At 67.4% G+C, this 12335-nt stretch carries 7 protein-coding genes; 4 read left to right on the top strand and 3 right to left on the bottom strand.

Translation table 11 applies throughout. From position 1 onward, the window contains the following. Positions 1 to 273: 273 nt before the first annotated feature. The 3 genes from AAG565_RS10435 to AAG565_RS10425 are packed head-to-tail and all read left to right on the top strand — an operon-like array spanning position 274 to position 2740. Positions 274 to 1467 (top strand): acyl-CoA dehydrogenase family protein, encoded by a 1194-nt coding sequence (locus AAG565_RS10435; RefSeq protein WP_348819530.1) that lies wholly within the window; start codon positions 274 to 276, stop codon positions 1465 to 1467. Between the two features lie 13 nt (positions 1468 to 1480). Further along, positions 1481 to 2353 carry an SDR family oxidoreductase gene (locus tag AAG565_RS10430; protein ID WP_348819529.1) on the top strand — a complete coding sequence of 291 codons (873 nt, stop codon included), beginning with the start codon at positions 1481 to 1483 and terminating at the stop codon, positions 2351 to 2353. 18 nt (positions 2354 to 2371) lie between these two features. Beyond that, the gene (locus tag AAG565_RS10425; RefSeq protein WP_348819528.1) at positions 2372 to 2740 is read left to right on the top strand and encodes a VOC family protein; all 369 of its coding nucleotides are present in this window, start codon (positions 2372 to 2374) and stop codon (positions 2738 to 2740) included. Between the two features lie 171 nt (positions 2741 to 2911). Here the strand turns inward: AAG565_RS10425 and AAG565_RS10420 are convergent, their stop codons facing one another. The 3 genes from AAG565_RS10420 to AAG565_RS10410 all read right to left on the bottom strand — a co-directional run bounded on the left by AAG565_RS10420 (position 2912) and on the right by AAG565_RS10410 (position 9593). Further along, positions 2912 to 5569 (bottom strand): MMPL family transporter, encoded by a 2658-nt coding sequence (locus tag AAG565_RS10420; RefSeq protein WP_348819527.1) that lies wholly within the window; start codon positions 5567 to 5569, stop codon positions 2912 to 2914. Positions 5570 to 5659: 90 nt separating this feature from the next. After that, on the bottom strand, positions 5660 to 6322 hold the full coding sequence (locus AAG565_RS10415; RefSeq protein WP_348819526.1) for a hypothetical protein: 663 nt from the start codon (positions 6320 to 6322) through the stop codon (positions 5660 to 5662). Between the two features lie 301 nt (positions 6323 to 6623). Beyond that, the gene (locus AAG565_RS10410; RefSeq protein WP_348819525.1) at positions 6624 to 9593 is read right to left on the bottom strand and encodes a parallel beta-helix domain-containing protein; all 2970 of its coding nucleotides are present in this window, start codon (positions 9591 to 9593) and stop codon (positions 6624 to 6626) included. A 166-nt stretch (positions 9594 to 9759) separates the two neighbouring features. Between AAG565_RS10410 and AAG565_RS10405 the strand changes: the two genes are divergently transcribed. After that, on the top strand, positions 9760 to 12189 hold the full coding sequence (locus AAG565_RS10405) for a penicillin acylase family protein (protein ID WP_348819524.1): 2430 nt from the start codon (positions 9760 to 9762) through the stop codon (positions 12187 to 12189). Positions 12190 to 12335 lie beyond the last annotated feature (146 nt).

The following is a 12335-nucleotide window of genomic DNA, read 5'->3' as shown; positions in this document are numbered from 1 at the left end:
AATCGGTCCATGCCGTAAACAACAGCATAGTCCCATTTTACACTACATCGCAACATCTGCATGCAGGGCGTCCAACAACACGATATTCCTCATACCCTTGTTCCTGATGCGGTCGCTGTCGGATCACCTTACCCGACTTTGCCTGGCGCGCGTTGAGCCAGATCAATCCCGCGGGCCACACCGGCCCGGCGCCCGCCGCTCGTCAGATCGGACGAAGTGCCGGCGCGGCCGCACGCGTAAGCTTTTGGTAAGTCAGACTCACCAGAGGTTCCGATGACCGACCGCCCCAGTGTGATGCAGGCCTTCACCGGCCTGTCCGCCGATGAAATGGACATCCTCGCGCAGGCCGACCGCTTCGCGCAGGCCGAGCTGTATCCGCTCGCGCAGCGCATGGACGACGAGGAGTGGTGGCCGACGGACATCTTCCCGAAGATCGGGGCGACCGGTTACTTCGGCGTCACCGCGCCGGAATCGCTGGGCGGCGCCGGGCTCGACGTCTTCACTTCCGGCCTGATCCTGCAGGCCTTCGGCCGCTGGAACCATGCGCTCGCCCTGGCCTGGGTCGCGCACGAGAACCTGTGCCTGCACAACATCCTGCGCAACGCCAACGACGCGCAGAAGAAGAAGTATGTGCCCGGACTGTGCAAGGGCACGGCGATCGGCGCGCTGGGCCTGACCGAGCCGGGCGCCGGGTCCGACGCGCTGGGCTCGATGCGCACGACCGCGCGCCGCGAGGGCGGCCACTACGTGCTCAACGGCCGCAAGATCTACATCACCAACGGCCCGGTCGCCGACGTGCTGCTGGTCTATGCCAAGACCGACAAGGACAAGGGCGCGCAGGGCATCTCGGCGTTCATCGTCGAGAAGGACTTCCCCGGCTTCAAGGTCGCGCAGAAGCTGATCAAGATGGGCTTCCGCGGCTCGCAGACCGCCGAACTGGTGTTCGACGAATGCCGCGTGCCGGCGGAGAACCTCGTCGGCGAGGAGAACCGCGGGGTCAAGGTGGTGATGTCGGGTCTGGACCTGGAGCGCGCGATGATCTCGCCGATCTGCCTGGGCATCGCCGAACGCGCGTTCGCGCTGGCGCTGGACTACGCCCGGCAGCGCAAGCAGTTCGGCCGGCCGATCGCCGACTTCCAGATGATCCAGGCCAAGCTCGCGGAGATGTACACGCGCGTCGAGTCGATGCGCCTGTTCACCTACCAGGTGCTGCGCGCCGCCAACGTGATTGGCGAGGAGGACGGCGGCCGCGGCGAAATCCACAAGCTCACGGCCGCCGGCGTGCTCTACGTCGCCGAGACGATGAACCAGGTGCTCAACGACGCCGTGCAGGTGCATGGCGGCACCGGCTACATCTGGGAGTCCGAGATCAACCGCCTGTACCGTGCGATCAAGCTGCTGGAGATCGGCGCCGGAACCAGCGAGGTGCGCAAGATGATCATCAGCAAGGAACTGCTGACGGCCTGAGGCGGCAGAACCGATGAATCTCGACATCGACGCGCTGAACGCGCCGGACGCGCTCTGGGCCGCGGACACGGTGTACCGGGCCGACCTGTTCAAGGACAAGGTCGCGCTCGTGTCCGGTGCCGGCAGCGGCATCGGCCGCGCGGTCGCGCTGCTGTTCGCGCGCCTGGGCGCGAAGCTCGTCATCTGCGGGCGCACGGTCGAGAAGCTCGACGCGGTCGCCAGCTTCATTCGCACAAAAGGCGGCGAGGTGCTGGTGGTGCCGACCAACGTGCGCGAACCGGAGCAGGTCGATGCGCTGTTCGCGCAGGCGCACGCGCGTTACGGCCGCATCGACTGCACGGTCAACAACGCCGGCGGCCAGTTCCCGCAGCCGGCGATCGACTTCGCATTCAAGGGCTGGAGCGCGGTGATCAACAACAATCTCAACGGCACCTGGCTGATGATGCAGCGCGCCGCGCAGTACTGGCGCGATCACGCGGCTGCCGCCACGCCGATGCTGCGCTCGATCTGCAACATCGTCGTCGTCACCGAACGCGGCATGCCGGGCGTCGCGCACACCGTCGCCGCGCGCGCCGGGATCATCGGCGCGTCGCGCACGGTCGCCGTCGAATGGGCGCCGCTGGGCATCCGCGTCAACTGTGTCGCGCCGGGCCTGACCGCGACCGAGGGGCTGCGCGTCTATCCGCCCGAGGCGCAGAAGGAGTTTCCGCTCGCCAACCCCCTGAAAAGGCCAGGCACGCCGATGGAGATCGCGCAAGCCTGCATCTACCTGTCCGCGTCGAGCGGCAGCTTCGTCACCGGCGAGGTGCTGACCGTCGATGGCGGCGGCAAACTGTGGGGCGAGCTGTGGACCGCCGGGCGGCCGGAGTACTATCGGCATCCCTGATTCTCCCGGAGCAAAGCCATGATCGGTTATGTCACGCTGGGCACCAACGACCTGCCGCGCGCCGCGGCGTTCTACGACGCGCTGCTCGGCGAGCTGGGCGCCAAGCGCATCATGGAGTTCGGCAGCTTCATCCTCTGGGGCAACAAGCCGGGCGGTCCGAGCATCGCGGTGACCAAGCCCTACGACGGCAAGCCCGCAACGGTCGGCAACGGCGTGATGATCGCGCTCGCCGCCGGCAGCAGGGAACAGGTCGATAAGCTGTACGCCAAGGCGATGTCGCTGGGCGCCACGGACGAAGGCAAGCCGGGCCCGCGCAGCGACAGCTTCTATGCCGCGTACTTCCGCGACCTCGACGGCAACAAGCTGAACTTCTTCTACATGGGGTGAACGGGCGCGCTCAGGCGATGCCTTGACCCCGAAGGCAGGAGCCGAAGGGGCACGCCAGCAGCACCCGAAGGGCGGCACACAGGATGTGTGCCGTAATGGCATCGCCGGTGCCCGCGAACGGGCGGCCATGGAGCGTCGCGATGCAGTCGCGCCAAGGATGGCCTGGATGCGCTATGCCTCGCGCGGCCGCAGCAGGAAGCGCGCCAACGCCGGGCCGAGCAGCACCGCGCCGAGCATGTTGGCGAGGAACATCACCACCAGCAGCTGACCCATGTCGCGCTGGAACTGCAGGCCGGAGAACAGCCACGCGAACACCCCGCCGGCCAGGCACAGGCCGGTGAAGATCACCGCCTTGCCGGTCTGGCGCAGCGTCAGCACGTAGGCGTCGCGCAGGCGCATCGCGTCGTCGTCGAGATGGTGACGCAGCACGTCGTAGACATAGATGCCGTAATCGACACCGATGCCGACCGCCAGTGTCACCACCGGCAGCGTCGCCACCTTCAGGCCGATGCCGAGCAACGCCATCAGCGCATTGGCGAAGATCGTCACCAGGAACAGCGGAATGCCGATGATCAGCACACCGGCCAGCGAGCGATAGGACAGCACGATCAGCGCGCCGATCACCGCATAGACCCACAGCACGGTGCGCAGCTCGTTGGCCTCGATCACCTCGTTGGTCGCCGCCATCACGCCGACATTGCCCGAGGCCATCGCGAAGTGCACCGGGCACGGCGAGCCGTCGGTGACGACCTCGCCGCTGCGCCGGCGCTGCAGGCGCTCGGCGCAGACGCGCGGATCCGCATCGGGATGCTGGTCGTAGAACTCGCGCGCGTTGCCGGCGTTGAAGCGATCGACCGCCGCGGTGATGCCGTGAATCGTCGTCGCACGGTGATCGGTGGTGAACACGTACACCGGCATCGCGCTGCAATCGACGTTGAGCAGGCCGCTGGTCGTATCGACCGGCTTGGTTGCCAGCACCAGCGAATCGTGGTTGCGCGGCAGCACGCGGAACTTGATGTGCCCTTCCCAGAAGCCGGAATAGATCTGCCGCGCGATCTGCGGCAGCGCGCGCGTCGAGGACACGCCCGGCGTGTTCTCCATGTGCCAGCCGAAGCGGTCCATCTGGTCGAGCACGTCGTGGTTGACGCAGGCCCAGGGGTCGGTCTCGGCGAACACGGTGAAGATGTCGGTGGCGATGGAAAAGTTCTCGGCGATCTGTCGGGAATCGCGGTTGTAGGTCGAGTCCGGACGCAGCTCCGGCACGCCGATGTCGGCGTCGCCGATGATGCGGCCGGACTGCAGTTGCCAGCTGATCGCGAGCACGATCGCCGCCAGCGCGAGCAGGCCCGCGGCGACCGGTCGCGTCGTGACGATCGCCATGCGCTGCCACAGCGCCTCGCCGGCCTGCGCGACCTGCGCACGCCGTGCGCGGAACGCGGCCGGGTCGCGGACGCGCAGTACCGACAGCCAGATCGGCATCATCAGCTTGTTGGTGACGATCACTGCGATCATGCCCAGGCAGGCGTTGGCCGACATCTCGCGGATCACGCCGATCGGCACCAGCGCGATCGTCAGAAAGCCGGCGACGTTGGTGATCAGCGCGATGCTGCCGGGAATGAACAGACGCCGGAAGGTCTGCCGCGACGCGTCGAACGGATCGCGGCCGTGCACGATCTCGTCGGCCCAGGTGTTCACGTACTGCACGCCGTGCGAGGTCGAGATCGCCAGCACCAGGAACGGCACCATGATCGCGAACGGATCCAGCCCGTAGCCGAAGGTCCGCAGCAGGCCCAGTTCCCAGATCACCGCGACCAGCGAGCACAGCATCGGCAGCCAGGCCAGGCGCAGGTCGCGCAGGTAGATCAGCAGCGCGACGAAGGTGCCGACGACGGTGAGCAGGAAGAACAGCGCGACCTCGTGCGTCGCCGCCGATACGTCGCCGACGACCTTGGCGAAACCGACGATGTGCACGTTCAGATCGGGGTTGTACGACGGATTGGCGACGCGCTCGACCTGCAGGTAGCGGCCGGGCAGCTTGACGACCTGTCTGGCGCCCATCTCGTCGCGCCGGTGCAGTTCCACGTTCTCCAGCGCGAAACTCCAGGACGGCGGCGCGTAGCGCTCGGCGACGACCTCACCGGCCTTGAACGGGCCGTAGTCGCGCTGCAGGCGCAACAGGAACTTGTCCGGGCTGGTCAGCTGCCCGCGCACCTTGTCCTCGAGGTTCTCGGCAACGTGCACGTAGTCGGTGCGCTCGTCGGTTTCCGGGTCGCGTGCCAGCACCTCGACATAGACCAGCGCGCCGCGCTGGTCGTTGCTGACCAGCCGGCCGATCACGCCGGCCTTGCCGACATGCTCGCGGATGCGCGCGAACATCTCCCGGGACGGCGCGTAGTCGGCCGGGATCACGTCCTCGGAACGGAAGCCGCCATCGACGACTTCGAGGTAGCGCACGTTGCGCGTGAAGATCGACGACAGCCGCGTGCGGTCGATGCCGCGCGTGAACTCGACCTCGGTGGTCGCCAGTTTCAGGCTGGTCAGGAAGGACTCGTCATAGATATCCGCACTGCCGGCACCCGGTTTGAGCCTCAGCGCGACCAGCAACGCGTCGGCACCGCCGAGATCGGTGCTGTACTGGTCGAACACCTGCATGTACGGATGACCGACGGGAACGGTCTTGTCGAAGCTCGCGTCGGGCTGCAGCCGCAGCGCCTGCAGCAGCATCAGCGCCGTGGCGGCGAGCAGGAACACGACGCTCAGGCGCCGCCCGCGCGGCGCATACAGCGCCGGCTCGATGACGCGCAGGATCGATGTGGTGTTCGGCGGCACTGGACTCCCCGGTTGCGCGGCAGTCTGTCAGTCGGACGCCGCGGCCGACTCCCCCACAAGGATCAGTCGCCGGCCCGACGCCGCGACCGCTCATCCGCCGGGCCCGAAGCTCCAGCGCAGCGCGGGCGACACCGACCAGAACTCCGCGCGCTCCATGCGGCCCGCGGCGGCGGCCAGTCCCACGCGCAGCGCGGGCCACCGCGTCGGCCACTCGCAGCGCAGGTCCGCACCGAGATAGTCGGAACCCAGCGTCGCGGTCGTCCACAGCGTCGCGCCGCCGACCAGCGCACTGCGCAGCCAGATGCGACCGTACTCGGCGTCCTCGGTCACGCGGTCGGTGCCGAAGAATTCCTTGCCGATCTGCCCCTGTGCGCCGAGTTCCACGCCGACGTCCAGCGATGGATCGATGCGGAACTGATAGCCGACGCCGAAGCGGACGTAGCCGAAGTCCAGATCGGGGTCCGTGTCGGTCAGCCAGTGGTACTCCCCACCGATGGCGAGGTAGCTGCCGCCGGCGATGCCCAGGCGCGTCGAGATCCGCGCCACGCTGCCGGTGGCCGACTCGTCGCCGAGCCGCCCCAGATCGGAAAACCGGATCACGCCGACATCGGCGGCGATCAGGCTGTGCGCCGGCCAACCCTCCGGCATGTCGATCGAAGACCGCTCGGGCGGCTCACGGTCGCTGCGCTCGCCCGCGGCGAGCGGATGGACGACGACCAGCAACACCGCTGCAATCAGCACGCCTGGACGCATCGGCTCTCTCCCCTTGTTCTCGTTTGCAATCGGGGCGCGAAGCGGTGCCGCGCCAGCGCACCCCACACGAAACTCCAGTGTCGCCGTCCCTGGCGAAACCTCCTCATCCGTACCAACCCCCGGCCCGGCGTTTGCAGAACTCGTCGTGACATCGAGTCACGACTCGCCGGGGCAAACGCTCCATGGCCGGGCGTTGCTCGCACATCCCTGTGCTCGCCCTGCGGGCCGCCTGCGGCGTCCAGGTTCGCTCCCGGCGAACCTGCCGGCCGCGCGCGAAGCGGTGCTTCGCAAGCGCGCGGCCTCACCCCCACGGTGCTTTTTGGGCTTCGGTCGGCGGGATCGGCGCCATCAGCGGGATCGGCAGGAAGCCGCCGCTGCTGCCACAGGTGTTGGCGTCCGGGTCGGAGAAGCCGGCGACGTGGGTGTCGATCCAGTCGCTGAGCAGGTTCACCGCCTCGGTCTGCATCACGCTGCGCGCCAGCGGCGGCATCTTGATGCCGGCCTGGGTCGAGGCGACGCGGTTGACGAGGATCGACACGCCGGCGTCGCCGGGCTGGATGTCGTAGTCGCCGGCGTCGGCGCCGCGGCCGGCGGCGATCGGCGGCTTGCAGATGCCGTGCGCCTGGTCCATCGGCTCGGTGAACGCATCCAGGCGCAGACCAGAGTTCTGCGCGCCGCCGCCGGGGTTGTGGCAGTGCATGCAGTTGACTTCGAGGAAAGCGCGGGCGCGCTTGTGCACGTCCACCGGCGAGCCGGGCTGGTCGCCGCCGCTGCCGGGCACGTTCCACTTGACCATCTTCTCCAGCTGGTCCGGGGACCTGCCGGCCGGCAGGTCGAGCATGCCGCGCGCCTGCAGGTAGGCGAGCTGGTTCATCGTGCCCATGTCGGCATAGTCGTAGGTCTTGTTGAGATTGCGCACCTTCGGGCCGATCGGCGCGGTACCGGCCTCGCGGTCGTCGCCGCCGTGGCACAGCAGGCAGGCGGTCGCGCTGGGCACCGAGTAGTGACTCGTCGAGCCGGTGTAGCGCATGCGGTTGCCCTGCGCATCGACGACCGCAGGATCGTCGTCCGTGTAGTCCCAGCTGACGCTGTGCACGCTGCCCTCGATCTTCAGCTCGGCGTAGCGCCTGCCGTCGGCACCCTGCTTCCACTCGTAGGCGAAGCCGACCCACAGCGGGTTGCCGTCGGCGTTCTGGCGCTTGATCAACAGGCGCGTCTCGACGACGTTCTCCTGCGCGCCGTTCTTGAACGAGAAGGTCTTGGCGAACACGGTGCCGACCGGGTAGCCGAGCGTCGCCGTGTAGCAGTCATAGACGTTGAGCGTCTCGCAGTCCTGGTGATCCATGTACACCGCCTTCTGCGGCGCGCCGTTGGCCGCCGGCGGCAGGAACAGGAAGCGGTACTTCGAGGCGTAGTCGGAGAACAGGATCGTGTTGAGATCGAAGGGTACGCCGAAGCCGTTCGGGTTCTTCGTCGGATCTTCCGGATCGGCGAACAGGCCGTACTGGTCCAGGCGCGGGCAGTTGTAGCGCGCCAGCGCGGCGTGGTTGACCTGTCCCGGCTGCACGCTGCCGCAGACGCGGGCGAGCTCGGCCTCGCTCGGCCGCGGATCGTTGGCCGGGTTGGGCGTGTAGCTGCCCAGGACCGGCACGAACTGCGGCAGCAGCTCCGGCTGCACGATCGGGCATTCGGTCGGAATCGTGTGATCGACCGGCTGCAGGTTCGCCGGGTCGGTCGGATCGGGCGTGCCGAACTTGATGTTCGCGTAGTCGTCCACCAGCATCGCCAGCGGCGTGGTCTTGTTGAATGTGTTGTTCTCGATGCACATGCCGTTCTGCGGCTTCTTCAGCGTGCCGTCGGCATTGAACTTCCACGCGTTGTACTTGCACACCGGCTCGGGGTCGTACTGGTACAGGTTGGGCCGGCCGCGCTCGTCCATGCGCGCCTCGTAGCGCTGCGCGCGCGTCTCGTTGGGATTGGGCTGGTCGAGCGGGATGCCGTCGCTGTCCACCGGCATCGCCGTGCAGTCGTTGGGCGTGTCGGTGGCGCCGTCCCAGATGATCTGCGCCGACTTGCCGGCGTTCTTGAGCTGGATGATCGTCACCAGCAGGCCGGCGTTGTCGCCCAGGCAGTCGGGGCTGTCGCCCGGCCCCGGCAGCCCGTTGGGTCCGGTGCAGGTGCTGCGTTCCGGGTCCGGGATCTGCGGCTGCGTGCCGTTGTTGGTGAACGTGTTGTTGTAGATGTGCATGCCTTCCGGATAGAAGTCATAGCGTTTCTGCGACTGGTTCGGATCGGCCAGGCCATAGTTGACGACGACCAGTCCGACCGTGTTGTTGTCCTTGATGTCGTTGTCGTAGAACTCAAGCTGGTCGGAGGCCAGTACCAGCGCACCGGTGCCGGACGGCACGTAGGCGACGATCGCACCGCGCGGCGCGAACTGCGGCGTGTTGTTGTTGTACGAACGGTTGCGGTGGACGAGGTTCTTCTCGCCGAACTGCACGCGGCCCGGCAGATCGAAGACGAGGAAGCCGCCGACGTTGTCGTGCGCGTAGTTATCGACGAACTCGGCGCGGTAGGTGTTCTCGAACTCGAAGCCGGCGACGTTGTGGAAGGCCTCGGTGTTGCGCACCAGGATGTCGGAGGACTGGCCGACATAGACGCCGGCATCGCTCGATCCGACCGAGATCGAATCCTCGATCAGCACATGGTGGCAGATCACCGGGTAGAACGCGTAGGCGCCGTTGGCGCTCCAGCTCTGCGGATCGGGGTTGTAGGTGCCGGCGCCATACACGCCGTCCGCGTGCGGATCGGAAATGGTCCAGCCGACGCGCACGTCGCGGATCGTCACGTAGTCGGAGCGGAACACGCGCAGGCCGTTGCCGGGTGCGTCGTAGATGGTCAGGCCCTGGACCGTGATGCCGGTCATCTGGTTGAGGTTGAAGCCGTCCTGGTCGGAGCTGTTCCTGAAGCGCAGGTAGGTCTTGTCCTTGCCGGCGCCCTTGATTGTGATGCCCTTCTTGCCGAACATCACCAGGCCGACGTCGAAGTCGAACTTGCCTTCGCAGAACTCGATCGTGTCGCCCTCGTGCACGTCGAAGAAGGCGAGGATCGCCTCGGTCTGCGCGTTCGGTCCCGGGCAGATGCGGAAGGTCTTGACGCCGCCGGAGCTGCCGGGACCGGCGCCGACCGGATCGCTGCCGCCGCAGGCGGCCACGAGCAGCGCGGCGACCAGCACGGCCGCTGCCTGAATCCACGTGCGGGGCTTGAACATGGTGACGCCTCCTCGGCACTGATCCCGTGCCTGTGTTTATATCGGGTCGGGAACTATATCGCCGCCGCGCCTGCGCACCATAGTAAATCCGCTTCCATCGCTCGTTCACGGCACCGGGACGGGCGCTATAGTTCCGGCGAAGCATTCCAAAGAACTGGAGGAGATCATGCGTGGTTGGGGCTTGCTGGCAGTGTGCGCAGCCGTACTGGCGATGTCCGGCTGCGGGCGTTCCTCACCGTCTGCCGGCGGCCCGGGCGGCAGCCGCTACGACGTCACCGTCACGCGCACCACTCTGGGCATCCCGCACATCGAGGCGGCCGACTACGGCAGCGCCGGCTACGGCTACGGCTATGCCTTTGCCGAGGACAACCTGTGCGTGCTGCAGGAAGACCTGATCACGATCCGCGGCGAGCGCGCACGCTGGTTCGGCCGCGACGGCAGCTATCACATCGTGCCCAACGGCGTGATCGCCACCAACGTCAACAGCGACTACTTCTGGAAGTTCATGGCCACCGACGCGGCGATCGCACCGATGAAACAGCGCACGCCGGCGCAGTTCCGCGACGTGGTCGATGGCTTCGTCGCCGGCTACAACCGCTACATCCGCGAGCTCAAGGCCGGCGGCCACGCCGGGCGCCATGCGTCCTGCCGCAACGCCGACTGGCTGTTCGAGATCGAATCCGACGACCTGTACCGGCGCTTCTACCGGCTGGCGGTGATCGCGTCGTCGTCCGTGTTCATCAATGAGATCGCCAATGCCGCGCCACTGCTGAGCACCGCCAAGGCGCAGGCGGCGAGCGATGCGCCCGACCTGGTGTCCGCGCTGAGGGCCGATCCGGGCGCGCTGAGCTATTTCACCGAAATGCGCGGCAAGCGCTTCGGCAGCAACATGTACGCGATGGGCCGGGACGCCACGCAGGACGGCTCCAACCTGCTGTGGGGCAATCCGCACTTCCCGTGGACCGGCACCGAGCGCCTGTATCTCGCGCACATGACCATCCCCGGCGAGCTCGACATCATGGGCGCCTCGCTGTACGGCGTGCCGGCCGCGCTGATCGGCTTCAACGACCATTTCGCGTGGAGCCACACGGTCTCGACCGCCTACCGCTTCACCTTCTACGAACTCACGCTCAATCCGGCCAATCCGTTCCAGTACGTCTATGGCAGCGGACTGCGCGACATCGAGCAGGTGCCGGTGACGATCCAGGTCAAGGAAGCGGACGGCTCAATGAGCACGGAGACGCGCACGCTGTACCGCTCGCACTACGGACCGATGCTGGTACTCGAAGCCAGCGGCGTGCCGGTGCTCGGCTGGACGCCGCTCAAGGCCTATACGCTGCGCGACGCCAACGCCGAGAACGACCGTCTGATCGAACAGTTCGCGCGCTGGAACCAGGCGCAGTCGCTCGACGCGTTCATCGACCTGCATGGGCAGATCCTCGGCATCCCCTGGGTCAACACCGTCGCCACCGGCCCCGGCGGCAAGGCGTACTACGGTGACCTGTCGGTCGTGCCCAATGTGCCCGACGCCAAGGTGCAGACCTGTGGCGCGATCCCGATCAACAATGTCATCGGTCAGCTGGTGCCCGGCCTGCCGGTGCTCGACGGTTCGCGCAGCGCCTGCGAATGGGATACCGACGCCGACGCGCCGGCGCCAGGCATCTTCGGCAGGAGCCACCTGCCGACGCTGCAGCGCGACGACTGGGTCGCCAACAACAACGACAGCTACTGGCTGACCAACCCGGCGCAGCCGATCACCGGCTACGCGCGCATCATCGGCGACGAGGGCACGGTGCGCTCCTACCGCACGCAGCTGTCGATCACGCAGGTGCAGCGCCGCCTCGACGCCAGCGACGGTCGCAGCGCCACGCCCGGCTTCACGCTGCCGCTGCTGCAGCAGGTCGGCCTGTCCGCGGCGGTCAAGACCGCCGAGTACGGCCTGAACAACGTGCTGACCGAGATCTGCCCGAGTGCAAGCGGCGACGAGGCGCTGGCCTGCGCCGCACTGGCGCAATGGGACGGCACCGCCAACCTGAATTCGGTCGGCGCGCACGTCTGGCGCGAGTTCTTCCGCGCGCTCACCGGCGGCGCCGATCGCGGCGGCAACTTCTGGCGCGTGCCGTTCTCGGCCAGCGACCCGGTCAACACGCCGCGCGATCTGAATACCTCGTCCAATGCGGTGCAGCAGGCGTTCTCCGACGGCGTCGCCGCGGTCAAGGCAAGCGGCATCGCCTTCGACGCACCGCTGGGCAGCATCCAGCATCCCTGCTGCATCGCCAACGACATCCCGATCTTCGGTGGCGAGTTCTTCGAAGGCGCGTTCACCATCGCATCGACCGAGGAAGCGGGCGCCGAGGCGCTGTCCGCCAGTGGTTACAAGGTGTTCTACGGCAACAGCTACATCCAGTCCGTGACCTGGGAGGACGGCAAGGTGCACGCGGAAGGCTTCGTCACCTACTCGCAGTCCACCGATCCGGCCAACCCGCACTTCTCCGACTACACGCGCGAATACTCGGCCAAGCGCTGGCACCGCCTGCCGTTCACCGCCGCGCAGATCGACGCCGACCGCATCGCGCGCTACCGGCTGACGGAGTAGCTAGCCGCTGTTCGCGGGCCTGACCAGCGCCGCTCGTCCGCCGACCCGGCCGCGGCGCTTGGCGGCGCACGTGGCGGTGCCATAATGACCGCGTGACCGACAAGCACCCCGCGCCGTGGCACACCGCGCCCGAGAACTGGCGAACG

Origin of the sequence: Fontimonas sp. SYSU GA230001, assembly GCF_040066175.1 — a bacterium.
Classification (GTDB): Bacteria; Pseudomonadota; Gammaproteobacteria; order Nevskiales; family Nevskiaceae; genus Solimonas.
The sequence above is the reverse complement of the archived record's forward strand: the minus strand, read 5'-3'. Positions and strand labels throughout refer to the sequence as shown.